Source organism: Massilia arenae, assembly GCF_008014745.1.
Lineage (GTDB): Bacteria > Pseudomonadota > Gammaproteobacteria > Burkholderiales > Burkholderiaceae_D > Telluria > Telluria arenae.
This window is the reverse complement of sequence record NZ_VPFD01000021.1, coordinates 26398-43507: the sequence shown is the minus strand read 5'-3', so window position 1 is coordinate 43507 and position 17110 is coordinate 26398. Positions and strand designations below refer to the sequence as shown.

At 61.3% G+C, this 17110-nt stretch carries 12 protein-coding genes and 1 pseudogene; 3 read left to right on the top strand and 10 right to left on the bottom strand.

All coding sequences use genetic code 11. From position 1 onward, the window contains the following. Window positions 1–37: 37 nt before the first annotated feature. From FVD38_RS18385 to FVD38_RS18335, 10 genes and pseudogenes are all read right to left on the bottom strand, one after another. Window positions 38–637 (bottom strand): DUF4214 domain-containing protein, encoded by a 600-nt coding sequence (locus FVD38_RS18385; RefSeq protein ID WP_147936162.1) that lies wholly within the window; start codon window positions 635–637, stop codon window positions 38–40. Window positions 638–837: 200 nt separating this feature from the next. After that, window positions 838–2187 (bottom strand): TolC family outer membrane protein, encoded by a 1350-nt coding sequence (locus FVD38_RS18380; protein WP_147936161.1) that lies wholly within the window; start codon window positions 2185–2187, stop codon window positions 838–840. A 3-nt stretch (window positions 2188–2190) separates the two neighbouring features. Continuing rightward, window positions 2191–3543: an HlyD family type I secretion periplasmic adaptor subunit gene (locus FVD38_RS18375; RefSeq protein WP_147936160.1), complete on the bottom strand. Its 1353-nt coding sequence runs from the start codon at window positions 3541–3543 to the stop codon at window positions 2191–2193. Then, a complete protein-coding gene (locus FVD38_RS18370) occupies window positions 3543–5339 on the bottom strand; it encodes a type I secretion system permease/ATPase (protein WP_147936159.1) in 1797 nt (598 codons plus the stop codon). The genes FVD38_RS18375 and FVD38_RS18370 overlap by 1 nt, the downstream gene beginning before the upstream one ends. Window positions 5340–5843: 504 nt before the next feature. Continuing rightward, a complete protein-coding gene (locus FVD38_RS26945; protein ID WP_229493803.1) occupies window positions 5844–6083 on the bottom strand; it encodes a group II intron maturase-specific domain-containing protein in 240 nt (79 codons plus the stop codon). A 107-nt stretch (window positions 6084–6190) separates the two neighbouring features. Continuing rightward, window positions 6191–6976, bottom strand: a complete 786-nt coding sequence (gene istB, locus FVD38_RS18360) for an IS21-like element helper ATPase IstB (RefSeq protein ID WP_147936158.1) — start codon at window positions 6974–6976, stop codon at window positions 6191–6193. Continuing rightward, a complete protein-coding gene (istA, locus tag FVD38_RS18355) occupies window positions 6973–8052 on the bottom strand; it encodes an IS21 family transposase (RefSeq protein WP_147936157.1) in 1080 nt (359 codons plus the stop codon). Before istA ends, istB begins: the two co-directional genes overlap by 4 nt. Before the next feature lie 86 nt (window positions 8053–8138). After that, window positions 8139–9064 (bottom strand): annotated as a pseudogene (gene ltrA, locus FVD38_RS18350) (group II intron reverse transcriptase/maturase); the annotation flags it as partial. A gap of 467 nt (window positions 9065–9531) precedes the next feature. Beyond that, complete coding sequence (locus FVD38_RS18340) at window positions 9532–11529, bottom strand: DUF4214 domain-containing protein (protein ID WP_147936156.1); 1998 nt, start codon at window positions 11527–11529, stop codon at window positions 9532–9534. Between the two features lie 356 nt (window positions 11530–11885). Beyond that, the gene (locus tag FVD38_RS18335; protein ID WP_147936155.1) at window positions 11886–13250 is read right to left on the bottom strand and encodes a FecR family protein; all 1365 of its coding nucleotides are present in this window, start codon (window positions 13248–13250) and stop codon (window positions 11886–11888) included. Window positions 13251–13513: 263 nt separating this feature from the next. Here FVD38_RS18335 and FVD38_RS18330 point away from each other — a divergent pair, with 263 nt between their 5' ends. From FVD38_RS18330 to FVD38_RS18320, 3 genes are all read left to right on the top strand, one after another. Continuing rightward, window positions 13514–15391 (top strand): CHASE2 domain-containing protein, encoded by a 1878-nt coding sequence (locus tag FVD38_RS18330; protein WP_147936154.1) that lies wholly within the window; start codon window positions 13514–13516, stop codon window positions 15389–15391. Continuing rightward, entirely contained in the window at window positions 15388–16632 is a 1245-nt protein-coding gene (locus FVD38_RS18325; protein WP_147936153.1) for a tetratricopeptide repeat protein, read from the top strand. The genes FVD38_RS18330 and FVD38_RS18325 overlap by 4 nt, the downstream gene beginning before the upstream one ends. 67 nt (window positions 16633–16699) lie before the next feature. Then, entirely contained in the window at window positions 16700–17065 is a 366-nt protein-coding gene (locus FVD38_RS18320; RefSeq protein WP_229493801.1) for a VanZ family protein, read from the top strand. The last annotated feature ends 45 nt before the right edge of the window (window positions 17066–17110 follow it).

Below are 17110 nucleotides of genomic sequence, written 5' to 3'. Positions count from 1 at the left end.
TTCATTCCTACTGCGCGGCATCGATGCCACGCCAGCCTCATGTCACCGGCAGATCGACGCCGGTCTGCACACCCACCAGCGCGGTTTCGGCGGCCGCATGCGCGTCCACGATGCGGTCGATCCACGCATCGACCACGTCGGTGTCGAGCGCATCGGCGGCCGACGACAGATCCTTGATCGTGGCCAGGAATTCGGCCGCGATGTCGTTGGCGGCGTCGCCTTTATAGGCGGCCATTTCATTCGGCTCGTCCAGGCGGTCGGTAAACAAGGTTGCCGCGGCAATCTTACCCATGAAGGCGACTTCATCCTGCCCCTCGGCACCATCGGCGATCTGGGTGACCACGTTGTCGATGGTGATCATCTTGTTGTCGAGCAGGTTAGCCCAGTAATCAACCCCGGCGGCTTCGGCTGCGCGGCCGAACAGGTTCGTGTAGACCTCATTGACCACGGCGCGGTTGTCCATGCCAGCAAAGGTGTCGCGGTATTCCTGCGACGTCGAGAAGTTGCGCGACATGTCATTCAGCGCATCTGAGTTCGCGTCGAGGGCGTCCTTCCAGTATTCCAGCCCGGCGACATCGGCCGGACGGTTGAAATACGCCACGTACAGTTCCTGGATATCGAGTTCGGCAATTGCCATGGTTACCTCCGCAAATAATTAGTAATTCGATATTACTCAAAACGAATAATTTGCGGCGCACAAGTTGAACAGATTCCGTCGAATCGTGTCTTTTGAGCGCGAGATAACGATGATTGCTGCGAGTTACGTGAAATTGCTTTGCCCGAGTCGATGCTCGAGACAGAGAATCCGGCCGCCAGTCGGGGCGGCCGGAGTGACGATCAGCGGAAGAAAGCGCCGATTTCGCGGACGGCGTCTGGCGCCATGGTGCCAGAGGCGGCGCGCAGGCGCATGAGGCCCACGAGGTAGGAATAGCGGGCCTGGGCCAGGTCGCGCTGGGTGGTAATCAGCTGCGACTGAGCATTGAGCAGGTCGAGATTGATGCGCATCCCGCCCTTGATGCTCTGCTCGGTAGCCTTGACGAGTTCCTTGCCCGAATCGACCGCCTTGACCAGCGCGTCGATCTTGCGACCGCTGCTTTGCACGAGATCGTAGGAACGGCGCAGTTCGACCATGGCTTCATTAATGCGCGCGTCCAGTTCGGCCTGGGCACGTCCGTGGTTGGCCGCGGCCTGGCGCGTCTGCGCGCTGATTGCGCCGCCCGAATAAATCGGTATATTCACCTGAAGGCCGATCGAGCGGTTGAGCGTTTCCTGGCCTGCCACGGTCAAGGTCTCGCTCAGGTTCTTGCCGTAGGAAGCGACCATGTCGACGCGCGGCAGGTGGCCCGCCTTGTTGCGGCCAATCTCGAGCCGCGAGTTTTCCACCGCCAGCCGCCCCGCCGCCAGCGTATTGTTCTGGCGCAGCGCCAGCTGCTGCCACTCCTCGTACGTGGTGACATCCAATGTGACAGGACGGAAATTGGCGCCGATCTGGTCGAGCGTACCCGGATCCATGCCGATCACGCCGGCCAGCGTGTTGCGGGCCGCGGTCACATGGTCCTGGGCTTCCACCAGCGCGGCTTCGGCCACGTCGAGCCGGGCCTGGGTTTCCAGCATATCGGTGCGGGTGCCCTCGCCTTTCTCGAACAGGAACTGGTTCACCTTCTGCTGCTCGATGTGCATGTCGCGCTGGGCACGCGCGAGCGCCAGCTGGTCCTCAGCGAACAAGGCATCCATATAGGTGGTGACCAGGCGCACCGACACCTCGTCGGCGCCCGCCTCATAGGCTTCCTGGGCCTGGGCGCTCTGCACCTTGCCCTGGCGGTAGCGCTGGATCGCGTCCATATTGAACAGAGGCTGGCGCAGCTGCACGACCGAGGAGCGGCTCAGGTATTTCGGGTAATCCTCCTCTAAGCGGCCGTTCCTGATGAGCTCGCGGTCCACCCGGTTCTGGTTGACCGTATGGCTGGCCGACACCTGCGGCAGCAACTGCGAGCGGCCGAGAATCCGACTTTCCTTGCCGCTCTCGTTCTCGTAGTAACGCATGCGGAATACCGGATCGTGCTTGAGAGCGGCCTGGTACGCCTCTTCCAGGGTAACCGCGCCGGCGCTGCCGGCGCCGCCCAGACCGGCGGCCAGCAGCGTACCTGCCGCCAGGCCACGCAGGCGAAACTTGTTGATCGACGCCATGGCTTACTCCTCGCTCAGCGCCGAGTGGGCGCGGTCCATGATTGGCTTGAGCAGGTAGCTCATCATGGTGCGCTCGCCGGTCTTGACGAACAGCTCGACCGGCATGCCGGAGCGGATGTCCATCTTGTGGGCGGCGATCTTCTTCTCGCCGGCAGGCGTCACTTTCACATGCACTTTGTAGTATGGCGCACCGGTACGCTCGTCGACGCTGCGGTCGGCCGAGATGTACAGCAGCTCGCCGTCAATGTGCGGCGTCTTGTTGGTATTGAACGCCGAGAAGATCAGTTCGACCGGCAGGCCCGAATGCACCTTGTCGACCAGATTGGTCGGCAGCTGGCCGTCGACGATCAGCGGCGCATTGCTTGGAACGATGTCCATCATCTTGAAGCCGGCCGGCACTACGCCGCCGTTGGTGAACACCGCGAGACCCACCACGGTGCCGTCGGCCGGCGAGCGGACTTCGACGTTCGACAGCTCGAAGTTCTGCGCCTGCAGGCGTGCACCCTGGGCGTCGACTTCGCGCTGGTAGTCGGTCAGCTGGGAACGTACCTCTTTCTGGAATTCCTGGACGCGCTGCGTGCGACGCATCGTCAGCTCGATCACCTGGCGCTGCGAGCGGCCGATATTACCGATGTCTTCCGAGATGGCGCCGCCAAGCTGGGCATACGTGCGCTCCAGGTCGAGCAGGCGGTTACGGGCAACATAGCCCTCTTTCGCCAGATCACGCATACCGCCCAGCTGCTCCTTCAGGAATTCGACCTGCTCCTTCTTGCTGTCGCGCGATTCCTGCAGGCCGCTGATCTGCATCTTGAGACCTTCGATACTGGCGTCGACGCCGGCCAGTTCGCTTTGCAGCGCATTCGTGCGCGACATCAGGAGCTGGTTCTGGGTACTCATCAGCTCCATCACGCGCGGCTCGTTACGGCGCTTCTCCAGCTCTTCCGGGAACTTGATCGTACGGGCGCCATCGCGCTCAGCCGTCAGGCGTGCCACGGTGGCCAGCGCCGACAGGTACTGTGCATCGGTCACTTCGTACGCAGAGCGTGCGATGATGGGATTCATGCGCACCAGCACCTGGCCTTTCTTGACCACGTCGCCATCACGCACCAGCAGCTCCTGGACCGTGCCGCCGGCCTGATGCTGCACGGCCTGCCGGTTCGATTCGGTGGCCACGGTGCCCGACAGCGGCACGCCCTTGTCAAGCGGCGCCAGCAGCGCCCACAGCAGGAAGCCGCCAAACCCAAGCAGGACGACGATCCAGCCGATCCGGCTGAACGCACGGGCGTCGGTATTTACTTCGAGCGGCGTCACGTCGTGGGTGATGACGTCGTCCGCTTCTTTTTTTATCAGCTTCATCAGTTCGTTTCTCCAGTGGTTGCTGGCGTCGTACCAGCAGCAGGCGAAGATTGAGGAGGGATGGCGCTAGCCCGGGCCAGACGCTGTTGTGCCGCTGCCTCAAGGGCTTTCTTGTTTGCTTCTTGCAATGCGGCGAGAACTTGCTGGGTCGGTCCGAACGCCTGCACGGCGCCATCGTTCATCACAAGCAGCTTCGTCGTCACGCCAAGCACGCTTGGGCGGTGCGTGATCAATATGATCGTCTTGCCCCGCGTACGCAGGTCCATCACAGCATTAACCAAAGCATGCTCACCCGCCTCATCCAAGTTCGAATTTGGCTCGTCGAGGACGATAAGCGCGGGGTCGTCATACATGGCGCGCGCCAGTCCCAAGCGCTGTTTTTGACCGCCAGACAGGCCGGCTCCACCGTCGCCCAACTGCGTGTCGTAGCCCTTGGGAAGACGAAGAATCATTTCATGCACACCGGCCCGTTTGGACGCCAGTACAACTTTCTCTGAATCAACTGCACCAAAGCGGGCGATATTCTCGCTAACAGTGCCGCTGAATAGCTCGATTGATTGCGGAAGATAGCCAATATTCGGACCAAGCTCAGCCTTGTTCCACTGGTAGATGTCAGCCCCATCAAGACGCACTTTCCCCATCATAGTCGGCCACACACCGACAAGCAGTCGGGCCAGCGTCGACTTGCCCGAACCGCTTGGCCCGACCACGCCCAGGACCTCACCCGGAGAAATACTGAAGCTAACACTGCGAACGACTGGAGAGTTCACACCGGGAGGAGCGGCAGTCACCCCTTCCACGCTCAACGCACCCTGCGGCTTCGGCAGCGCCATGCCAGACGGACGAATTGGGTTTGACTCAAGCAGGCGCGTCAGTCGATCGTACGCACTACGGGTGCTACTCCAACTCTTCCATACACCAATGACTTGCTGCACTGGCTGCAGAGTGCGTCCGAGCAAAATCGATGCAGCGATCATCATACCTGGGGTAATCTTATTCTCGAGCACCAGCAGCGCGCCGAAACCGAGCACCAGAGACGTTAGCGCAGTCTGCACGAACTTAGTCGTTGCACCGATGACACCGGCCTTCTGGCTAGCATCAGCTTGCAGCGATAGGAATTTGCCATGGGTCTTGAACCAACGACCGATCAGATTTGGAAGCATCCCCATCGATTCGATCACCTCGGCATTGCGCAGGTTGTTAGTAGCCATCGTGCTGGCGCTGATGGCCATCGTGTTGGCTTCACCCAGCGGCTCGCGCGTGATGCGTTCGTTGACGATGGCCAGGATGACCAAAATTACGGTACCGCCGAGCGCGAAAAAGCCAAGCGACGGTTCAAACAGGAAGATGACGGCCAGATAGATCGGAAACCATGGCGCATCAAAGAAGGCGAACAGCGCATTCCCAGTAAGAAACTGGCGCAAACTCGTCAGGTCGCTCAGTGCCTGACCAGCGTTACCGCCGGAGAGCTTAAGATTTTGCTCGAACGCAGCAGTATAGATGCGCTTGTTGAGCACCATATCGAACTTGGCGCCAACCCGTACCAGAACGAACGAGCGCACGACCTCAAGCGCGCCGATGAACAGAAATGCGCCCAGCATTAAGAGCGTGAGCATCAGGAGCGTGATTTCGTTACGGCTGGCAAGCACACGGTCATAGACCTGCAGCATGTAAATAGAAGGCGTCAGCATCAGGATGTTAATGATGGCGCTGAAGACACCGACAGTCCAAAAGGTGTTCTTGAACGTAAGCAACGCTCGTTGGATTTCGTTTTTTTCGTTGATCAATTTTTTCATAGGTGAACGCCGTCTTGACGATAAGAGTCAATCACAACCTGCTTGCGCAATCATCCCAAGGATGAAGATTGCTCATCGAACGTATTATGCCCGAACTCAGCTAAAATTTGTGATATTCGTCACAAATCATTGCCACTCTTACCACTATATGGTTGCTCTACATCCACAGTACTTTCGGAGGAAATGCCACCGGGGTCGTGACTCAAACTGCCGCGGACATGAAAACTGTCGGATTTAGTTTCGAATCGGGATAGGCAGCATGCTGATCGATCCCCTCCCACAACACCCGGCATGCGGGTCCGCACCGGGCGGTTCGAGCAGTTGAGGTTAAGTGAGGCGAGGCATGCCAAGGCGGTCGAAGTAGGCAATCGTCAGCACGTTGTTCAGAGCCAAGCGACTGTTACGCCACCAGCGGCGGCTGTTCCTTCCCACCAGCACCGCGACTTAAGGCTTTGCTCCTAGCTTCAACAGTTCCCGGCATATCGTAGAGCCACGCGTCCATTGCTAGAGATGAAGGGCGTGAAGTCGGTGACGCATCCACTCGTCCAGAGTACGAAGAACGCCAGAAGTCTGAGCCAATACGAAATATGCTTTCCACCCTAGTACGTAGCCGCGTAGCCTCTCGATCACTTGCGCAATGCTGCGTCTACCAGACTGCGAGTGAGTTGCCGAATCTTTTGCGGAAACACCTCCAGCGCCGTCTTCGCCACCGCACGTCTTACCTCGCCTTTCTGGGCCATCCATAACGCGAAGCCTAGAATTTTTGTCAACGGCGATTGAAAACTGATACAGATTTCGTCGTGCCAGCGATTTAAAACTGATACACCGCCGTCACCGAACACAGTGCGTGTTCAGCCCATTTCTGCAACATCACTTCCCCTCATCATGCCAGCCTGACGCTGGTGCTTCAGCCGGTAGCTTTCACCTGCAATCGGCACGATGTGCGCATGGTGCAGCAGCCGGTCGAGCAAGGCCGCGGTCAGCGTCGTATCCTGCGCGAAGGTCGTATCCCATTGCCCGAACGGCAGGTTGCTGGTCACGATCAGGCTGCTGCGTTCGTACAGCGCCGCAATCACCTGAAAGAACAGGTTGGCCTGCTCCCGGTTCATCGGCAGGTAGCCGATCTCGTCGATGATCAAAAGCCGGTACGCCTTGATTGCGCGGTGCATCACCGCTTTCAGATTGTTCTGGGTATGCGCTGTCGTCAAAGCCAGCATCAGGTCGGCCGCAGTCGTGAAGCGCGTCTTGATGCCAGCCTGCGTGGCCTTGTAGCCCAATGCCATTGCCAGGTGCGTTTTGCCTACTCCGCTCGGCCCCACCAGCACCACGTTCTCATGCCGCTCCACGAATCCCAGGCCGGCCAGCTCCTCGACCTGGCTGCGCTTCACGCCTTTGGCGAAATCGTAGTTGAACTCTTCCAGCGTCTTCACCACCGGGAACCCGGCCAACCTGGTCATCGTGCTTTGCTTACGCACGTTGCGCCCGGCGGCTTCCTCCCTCAGCAGCCCCTCCAGGAAGTCGCTGTAGGCCATCTCCTGCTTCGCCGCCTTCTGGGTTGCGGCGCCGTAACCCTGTGCCACGAACGGCAGGTTCAGGCTCTCGCACAACGCCGCGATACGCTCATGCTGCAGGTTCATGCCGCCACCCCTTCAGTAACCCGCACCAGCAGCGCGTCGTACACCTGCAGCGGGTGCTGTACTGGAGACGGTTGCGCGATTCGCTCCACCACCGCCGCCGGCCGCGGCACCGCAGGTGCTGCGGTACTCGGTTGCGGCCTGGCTGCCGCGATGTCCGCCCGCCATGGCGCCGGCAACGGTTGCAGGTGCTGCGCCTCTCGCTTCAATGCTTCGGCTGGCGCCTCCCCGGTGGTGCCGTGGATGCGCGCATTGGCCACCTCGCGCAGCCAGTGGGCCACTTCCACGTTGGCCGTCACGACGTCGAGCTTCTGGCCGCTCTGTGCCAGCCGGCTCACCAGCGGCACATAAAACGAACGGCGCAGGTAGCCGTTGAAGCGTTCGACTTTCCCCTTGGTCTTGGCCCGGTACGGCTGGCACAGCTTGATCACGAAACCGCTATGCCTGGCGTAGTCCAGGAAGCCAGCGTGGAAGCGGTGCTCGCCCTCGCCATACGCATCGCGCTCCAGTACTACCGTCTTCATGTTGTCGTACAGGGCCCGCCGCGTCACGCCACCGAACGCCGCAAACGCGCGCTCGTGGCAGGCGATCAGGGTTTCCACCTTCATGTTGCTGACGAATTCCACGTAGCTGGCCCGGCTAAAGCCGAGCGTGGCGCAGAACGCGTGCAGTGGCGCGCTGCCTTTACGGAATTCGACCCAGTCCACCTGCAACTGCTCGCCCATCGCCGTCTCGAAACGCACCACCGGGTCAGCGGGAGGCGCCGGGCGCAAGGTGCGCATGAAGGCCCTCAACTGGCTCATCCCACCCTCGTAGCCGCGCGCGGCAATCTCGCGGTACAGCACGGTGGCCGGAATCACGTCGGGCTGAGCGGCTTGCTGCCGATCCCTCAGGTACTGCTCGAACTGCGCCAGCTTCGTCTGGCGTTTGACTTTGCGTTCGTACTTCGGCACGGCCTCCAGGGCCAGATGCCGGCGCACCGTGTTTACTGCGCAGCCTACCTCGGCGGCGATCTGCCGAAGGCTTAAACCATGCTTCTTCAGGAGTTGAATTTCCACGTACACCTCTTGGGGTTTCAAGGCCGCTCCGCAAAGCGGCCATCTTCTCAAACTGGTGTATCAGTTTTCAATCGCTGCCTGTATCAGTTTACAACCGCTGCTGACAATTTTCGGCCAAATGCTTGGCTTGCTGCGCTTTTCGATTCATTGATCTTCAAATGCAGCTTGTCGTATCGGCGCTTGAGCAGAGCCATTACCCGCTCACCTGCCTTCCGGCTGCGCACGTACACATTGCAGTCATCAGCATAGCGGGCGAAGCGATGGCCTCTTCGTTCCAGTTCACGATCCACCTCGTCGAGAAGCACGTTGGCCAGTAGCGGTGAAAGCGGACCGCCTTGCGGCGTGCCCTCAGCCCGTTCGACCACCACGCCGCCATCCATGATCCCCGCGTTCAAATAAGCGCGAATCAGCCGGATGACTCCAGCATCGCTCACGCGTCTCTTGAAACGGTCCATCAGGATGTCGTGATTGACCCGATCAAAGAACTTCGACAGATCGACGTCGACCACGATGCGGTAGCCGTCCTGTACGTACTGCTGTGCTGCGAGCACGGCGTCACGCGCACGGCGGCCGGGCCGGAACCCGTGGCTGTGTTCACTAAAGGTGGGGTCGATCAACGGTTGCAGCACCTGCATAGTGCCTGCTGAATCAGACGGTCGGTCACGGTGGGTATCCCCAGTTCACGTTCGCTCCCATCCGGCTTCGGAATACCCACGCGCCGCACCGGCATGGGCCGGTACGTGCCTGCCAGTAGCTGCTGCCTGATGGCAGGCCACGCGTGCTTCAGGTGTTATCCCGTCTGCGTTATATCGAGACCATCGACACCTGCTGCTCCCTTGTTCGCCTTCACGCGTTTCCACGCGTGTTGCATGTTCTCCCTCGCGAGCGCTTGCGTGAGCAAGTCTCGCCCTGTGTCTTCCAGTTCTTGTCGCGGGATTCGTGTTTCATCGCTGGTCGCATTGGACGAGGCTTCACCCCGCCTTACCGCGACCCGCCCCGCTGCTGCGGGCATCTGACGCCGTACACAATTCATCGACAAGTTGTTGGACACTCCTACTCGTTCGGCCCTTCGCCCGGGACGCGGCTACTACGGCCTCTGCTGACTTCTCGCTCCGGATTTTTTTCCGTCGCCCTTTCAGGCGCAGGGCGAGATCTCCCCAGGTAAGAACGCACTCCTTCACACAACCGCCGGATTTACACCACTTCGCCTTGAGCAAAAGAGCTTCGCGGTTACATGCCCGCTCGCCCTGCTTGGCAGCGCCTTATATCCAGTTCTTGTTCATCGGCTCGCAGTTTCGTTCCGTGCGCCATCGCATGCGATGGCTCCCCACGCTCGGTCGCCCTCACGCAGTTGCGCTTCACTTCGCTCACTGTGGTCAGCTCGCGGCGGGACTTTCACCCACAAGAGTGCGCCCATGCTGGGCGCACATGAAAAAAGCCCGCCACCTTACGGCAGCGGGCTTTCGGTCATGCCAGGCCCGTTAAAACGGGCTCAGGGCATTAGACGGTAGTACCCTTCAGGGTGATGATGCCATTGTCGAACTGCAGATCGGCAGCAGCAACACCGGTCAGGGTGATGACTTGCTCTGGCACCGAAGTGCTGTCCGAACCATAAACTTCGGTTTCGACGTGGATGCGGACGCCAGTCGCGTTAGCGATGAAGAACACTTCCAGCTTGGTGTTGTCACCAGTGCTCAGGGCACCGGTGTTCAGGGTGAAGTCGCTACCAATGTACAGGGCATCGGTACCAGCGCGGCCGAAGCTAGCGATGGTGGTGGTCAGCGCTTCGCCCAGGACGAAGATGTCCGAGCCGGTAGTGGCAACAGCCGATGCACCCAGAGTCACTGGCAGCTTGAAGTCGTTGGCGACGAAGGTCTCACGAGCAGCCGTAACAGCGTTGTTCAGCGTGGTCAGTTCAGCAACGCGGTCCGCAGCGACTTCGTAGCCAGCAACTGCTGCATCCAGCGCCTTGATCTGACCTTCATACGAAGTGATCAGGTTGTCCTGGATGGTGACAGCGTTGGTCAGCGGATTGTTAGCGGTGACGTCCAGATCAGTGAATGCTTTCAGGGCATTGTTGAAGTTGGTCAGCGCGGTAGTTGCAGCGCCAGCAGTACCGCCGTTAGCAGTTTCAGCGGCTGCAGCAACTTCCAGGTTCGCTTGCTGGGTCAGGATCTGAGCAGCGGTCGGACGACCGACGATTTCGCCAACTTGAGCTGGGACCAGCAGAGCGGTCACCGCGCTCAGGGCGGTGTTTTCTGCGGTCGCTGCGTCCAGCAGGTGAACTTCCAGCTTAGCAGCGTAGACTGCGTCCGCTGCAACTCCGTCTTGAGCAACTGCGGTGTTGGTTGCACGCACGGCGGTCAGCAGAGCGGTCACGCCTGGGTTGGTGGCTTCGGTCACGCCAGGAGCCAGCGAAGCGGTGCCAGCAGCGTTGACATTGATCAGGCCGGTAACAGCACCATTAGTAGCGATGGTGATGGTACTGTTCGATGCCACTTCGTATGCCACTTCAGCGTTAGCTTGGGAAGCGCGTGCCAGGGTAACAGCATTAGCAGCTGCGGTTTTCGATTCGGTGACAACTGCCAGCGAAGCGATTGCGTCCGACAGGCCAGGAGCAGCGGTTTCAGCGGCAACCAGCGCCTTTTCGCGGTTCGCTTGTGCGGTTTCCAGGGCGGTAGCCAGCGTTTCCGAACGGTCCTGAATCAGGGCGTCACGGACGACTGGGTTAGCTGCACGGAAGCCACTGATAATAGCGTCAACAGGGGTGACAGCGCCGCCGGTCCACACGCCTGCGGTTTCAGTGCCATTGAGAGCGGTGGTCAGCTGGACAGCGGTGGTCTTGGTGTTCGCGTTGTTGTCCAGATCGATGCCTGCCAGGAAGTCGACGACTGCGTCTTGAGCAGCAACCAGATTGCTCAGGCCAGCTTCCAGGGTGAATGGGGTGCCAGCTTCGACGACTTTAGCAACAGTAGCTGCCAGGGCCGAAGGGGCGATCGCAGCACTCAGGCTCGCGTCGGTGGTGATGCCAGCGATGAATGCCTTAGCAGCAGCCAAGGCGGCAGGGCCGTTGTAGCCGGTGTTTTCTGCGGTGGTGTTCAGCTCGGCGGTGAAAGCGGTGGCAGCAGCAACCTTGTTCTCGATAGCTTCAGCGTCGGTGGTCAGTGCACCGCCAGCAACTTCAGCAACGATCACGTCAACGGTGACTTTCTTGTCATTCAGCAGGTTGACCCAGTACTCACGGCCATCGGTGCTCGAGGTGCCGCGACCGAACATATTCGAGTAGATCTTGTCGACGATCTGGGCATTGGTCATGCCCTTGAACAGGTCGGTGTACTCTTTTTCTGCAGCGAAAGCAGCGGACACGGCAGCGATAGCGCCTTTGTTTGCTTCAACGACGTTGGTCCAGTAGTCCAGGCCAGCGGTGTCAGCCGGACGGCCGAAGTAAGCGACGTACAGTTCTTGCACTGCTGCAACGCGGGTAGCGACGATAGCCATGTATAACTCCAAAAAAAATAAATCGATCGATCGAATGTTGAATCAATGTAGCAGGGGTGGAAGACACCCCTGTAAGCCCAACGGACCGCATCATGACAGATGCCAAGCAGGGTCATGTGTGACGGTCATCACATTACCGACAAACTTCCCTGAAAAATTACAGAATTTGTACAAAATCGATCTCAAAATTCTTCTTTAGCGCAAGATTCTCAACAATTCTCTCATGTAGGGAGTAATTAGAGGTCCTGCCTTTTATCGTCCCTAGTTACATTTCGAAACATCAAACCCGTGCTCGCATAACAGGTGGCGAAAATAAAAAACCCGGCGCAGGCCGGGTTCTCATGGTATCGATAGTGTTATCTCCAAGTGGCTCCACCATTCACCCGACGTCGCTCATCGATACGACCATCGAAAATAGTCGTGGCCGTGGCCGAGGCTCCGCGTTCATTCGTAAGCAAGCCCTGGATGTTCAAATAGCGCGTGCGCCCGCCAGCATCGCCATACAAACGACCATCGCCGGTGACCGTACCCTCGCCGCGCAGCTTCACCACTTCGTTATTCGTCGCAAGATCCATATTGGTTGAAAAGCTGCGATTTGCGAAATCCACATTCAGTGCACCATTCGTCAAGTTGGCCTTGCTAGAACTGATAATGCCCGAGCCGTATTCGGTCATCACATACACCTCGCTGCCACGCAGGCGGAAGCCCATACTGCCGTTGGATGGCGCGATGTATTCTTTCCCTGCTGAACGGAACAACGCAAAATATCCATTCAACGCAATCAATTGATTACTAGCTCCTTGCGCGGAATAATCGAGTGCCGGCGCCGACGAGCCGACCGGCTGCCAGCGGCCCCAGATCGCTACGCGCTCAGGCTGGGCCGGCACCTCGATTACGGGCGGCTTCTCGCCCGCCCCCGGATCTGGAAGCGGCACAGGCGCTGGAGTAGTAGGGGCAGGACTAGGAGCAGGACCAGGCGAAGGCGGGGTAACTTTATCGATGGCGGCGACCAGGCCGAGATTCTTCGCGGCTTCGACACTGACATTCGGCTCACTGCCGCTATTACTCTTACTCAGCGGCTCGTCGGTACGCGGCGCTGCCTGATTCGGTCCATCCGAGCCGGCCTCAACCACCTGCGGCGCCGCCTGCCCACGCGTCACCTGCAACAACTGCCCGCGCTGGGCGGCACTGAGTTCACGGCTCAGCGCGCCCTCACACGGCCCCGCCCCTTCCGGACGGCAGCCACCCGCAAAGCCACTCACCACCACGCCGCCCGAGAACACCGACACACGCGACGTATCGCTATCGGTCACCACAGTAAAATCAGTGCCACGCACACCAATGGCCGCAACCGGCGTATTGAACCGGAAATTCTGCCGCGCATGCTTGACCGCCTCGCCCGACCGGCTGCGCGCGGTACCACTGATCAGCTCGAACTTGACCTTGGTATTGGCCGGATTGTTCTTGTCGATGTGATAGGTGACGATGCGCGCCTGCGTCTGCGGACGCAGGATGAACAGGCCGTTGTCGGCCGTCTTCACATAGATATAGCCGTCGGCGCCGGTCGTGAGCATTTGCCCTTCCTCGACCTGGGCACCTTCCACGGCGGGACGATCGCCGGCCTTGGCGGCGCCGGCGACAAAGATGATCTTGCCCGCCTCGGCAGCATGAGCGAACTGCGCGGCGCATGCAAGCGTTGCGGTAATGAGTAATTTATGCAAGATGGATCCCCTTTCCTTTCCACTGTACCGTGTTGCCTAGACAAGGCTCTGTGATGACCATCACATTCTATCTGAAAGGCGACACCAAATAGTTGCAACTTAGTTTGTTCAATTTCCAGATAAACAATGCATCTCAGCAACCCTGACGATATACTTGCTGCCTTAATCCAACTGTCGTTACAACCGAAGAGTAGTGCGTGGCGCAACCTAGAACACAAGCACGGCGGCCCCGGGGTCGCTGGATCATTGCCGCGCTGGCCTTCATGGTTACCCTGTGGTCGCAATACGCGATCGTCGCGCCATTGTCGCTTGCTGACAACATCTGGACCCGCACCGTCCTGAACCAGGTGTCCTTCCTGCCCAACGAATGGTTACGCGACGCCTTCCTGCGCCTGCAGGTGAGCGACGATCCCGAGCCGCGCATCCTGGTGGTCGACATCGACGAGGCATCGCTGGCCGAACTCGGCCCATGGCCATGGCCGCGCGAACGCCTGGCCCACCTGGTCGAGATCCTGCTGGCCGACTACGCGGCGCGCGGCGTCGCGCTCGACATCGTGCTGCCATCGAACAGCGACGACGATGCAGGTGACGACCGGCTGGCACTGCTGGCAGCCCACGGCCCGCTGGTGCCGGCCCAGGCCTTCGACTTCGATTTTGCCGGCAACCGCCCGCAGCCAGTGCGCGACGGCAACCTGGGTGGAGCGAGCACACGCTATCGCGACGGCGTGCCGGCCACCGGCTATGTCGGCAACTATCCAGCGCTGGCCGCAGCGCCGCACATCGGCGCCATCGGCTTCATTCCCGACCCCGACGGCTCCCTGCGCCGCATTCCCCTGGTAACCCAGTTCGCCGGTAAGCAGTACCCCGCCCTCGGCCTGGCCCTGCTCGACTGCTGCAGCGGCAAGCCGGCCCTGGCGCTGCCCGACGACGGCATGATGCGCATCCCCTACCGCCGCGACTGGCGCGCCTACACCGTGGTGAGCGCCGCCGACATCCTGGCGCAGCGCATCGTGCCGTCCAGCGCCAGCGGACGCCTGGTGCTGGTCGGCTCGTCGTCGCTCGGCATGGGCGACCGCGTCTCGACCCCGCTCGCCGCCAGCCGTCCCGGCCTGGGCGTGCAGGCCACCATCCTGTCGGCCCTGCTCGACCGCCAGGAAGGCAAGCTGCCCGCGCCCTGGCCCGGCCGCCTGGCCGCCTGCCTGTTCGCGCTGGCCTCGATCGCCGGCTGCATGCTGGCCTTCCCGCGCCTGTCGGCCGCCGCCGGCGTGGCCCTGCTGGGCCTGAGTTCGGCCCTGTGGCTCGCCATCGCCTATGTATTGGTGCGCCACGATCCCGATTTCGCCCCCATCGGCCCGCTCGCGACCAACCTGTTCCTGCTCGCGGTGGCTGTGCCCTACCAGTGGCACCAGGCCCAGCGCCGCTCGCGCCACCTGCTGCAGACCCTGCGCCAGTACGTGGCGCCGGCCGTGGTCGAACAATTGCTGCGCAGCGAAGAGGAAGACCCGCTGCGCCCGCGCCAGCGCGACGTCACCACCCTGGTGGCCGATATGGAAGGCTATACGACCCAGGTCGAGTCGCTGCCGGTGGAAGAAGCGGCGAGACTGACGCGCGACTTCCTCGACTGCCTCACCGGCCAGGTGATCGCCCACCAGGGCACGCTGGATAAATACACGGGCGACGGCATGATGGCGTTCTGGGGCGCCCCCCTTCCCCTGGAACAGCATGCCGACCTGGCGCTGGACGCCGCGCACGAGATGACGCGCCGCGTGGCGGCGCTGAGCGCCGAGCGGGTGCGCCAGGGCTACCTGCCTCTGCGGGTGCGGATCGGCGTCGAGAGCGGCAATGCGATGGCAGGCGATTTTGGTACTTCGTTCCGCAGCATCTATACTGCGGTCGGCGACAGCGTCAACACCGCGGCGCGCCTCGAACAAGTGGCGCGCGACTTTCCGCACGACATCATCATCGGCCCGGGCACGGTTTCCCGCAGCCGACGACACCGTTTTCTCGCCCTTGGCGAGCGTTTGCTACGTGGCAAAGAAAGAGCGACTCCTCTGTTTACCCTCGATATCACCAACACGGATGACGTAAGCGATCCGCAAGCCGATGGCGCGCCCCGCGACCCCGCGAAAGGCGCGCCATGAGTCCCGTGCGCACGATGGCCGCGCTGGCCCTGCTGCTGGCGCCCGCCTGGGTGTTGGCACAGCCCGGGCCGGCCGAGCCGGCGCCGACCGCCGAAGAACGGCTCTACCAGCAAGCCCTGGAATCGCTGGCCGAAGGCCGCAAGAGCGATGCCTCGGACCAGATGACGCGCCTGATCGACATGGTGCCGGAGCATGCCGGCGCCTGGCTCGACCTGGCCCTGATCCAGTGCAGCCTGGGGCAAACCAACGAGGCCGAGCGATTGTTCGCCACCGTCGAGACGCGCTTCGATCCGGCGCGCGAGATCCTGGAGCTGATCGCCGAGGCGCGCGACACCGGCTGCGTGGCCTGGACCCCGTCCAGCTCGGGCGCGCTGAGCGTCACGCGCGGCGTGGACGACAATGTCAACCAGGGCGCCAGCAATTCGACCTTCATCGTCGAAGGCCCGGACGGCCAGCTCGAACTGCCGCTGCTGGAAGATTTTTTGCCCAAGCGCGACCAGTACACCCAGGTCGGCGGCGATTACGTGCGCGACCTGACCGCCAACGGCACCATGGGCTTTGTGCAATTCCAGGGCCGGCGCTACGACCGCCTGCGCGACTACGACACCGCCTCGCTGTACGCCGGCGTCGAGTCGCCGTGGCGCTTCGGGCGCTGGCTGGTGCGCGGCACCGGCTCGCTGGGCGTGTCCGGCATGGGCGGCCACCTGTACCAGCGCCAGGCCCAGGCCCAGCTGCGGGTCACGCCGCCGCTGCCGCTGCCGGCGCGCACCCAGCTGCACCTGATCGGCGCCGCCACGCTTACCAAGTACGCGACGCTCGAGACCTTCGATTCCGGGATGTTCGAGGCGCGCGCATTGCTCAGCCACCACACCGGCTCCTTCAGCGCCAACGCCACCGCCGGCCTGCTGTCGGACCGCGCGCGCGACGACCGTCCCGGCGGCAACCGCCACGGCAGCTACCTGAGCCTGAATCTGCGCCAGCCGCTCGGCTGGAACACGGTGGCCGAGCTGGCTTATACACGCCAGACCTGGGACAGTGCCAGCGCCTATTCGCCGGAACTCCTGATCGACCAGGTGCGCGCCCAGCGCACGCAGGTGGTGCGCGCTTCGCTCACCTACCAGGTAGCCAAGCGCCAAAACGTTGTGCTGGAGGCACGGGCGGTTCGTAATCGCGAGAATATTTCGATCTTTCAGTACAATAACCGCCAGTTGCAGCTGAGCTGGCAGTGGCTTTACCCCTGACTTGGGCTGTACAATCGCGGGTTCGTGAATCTGTAGGGTTGTCGGCGGCATGGGGCTGGAAGCGATCTTGTTTGTCTGCGCTGCGGCCGCCGTGTGCATCGGCTGCCTGGTGCCGAACCGCTGGCTGCCACCGCTGCCCAACGATAAATTCCTGCATTTCGCCGCTTTTGCCGTGCTGACCGTGCTGGCCCTGCGTATCGCCGACGGCGCGCTCGAGACGGCATACTGGTTGGCCGGCTTGCTGGTCGGGGGATGGCTGATCGAATGCCTGCAGACCCTGGTTCCCGACCGCCGCTTTTGCTGGCGTGACATGGCCGCCAATACCGCCGGTATCGCCTGCGCCGTGCTGGTGGTGGCGCTCGCCAGTCAGGCAACACCTGATGCTGTAGGGTGCGGCCGGGGCGCGCAGCCGGCTTCGCCGTCCACGCGGTGATAGTTATCGGCTCCCTTGTCGCGCCGGATTTGTAAGAGACTGAAC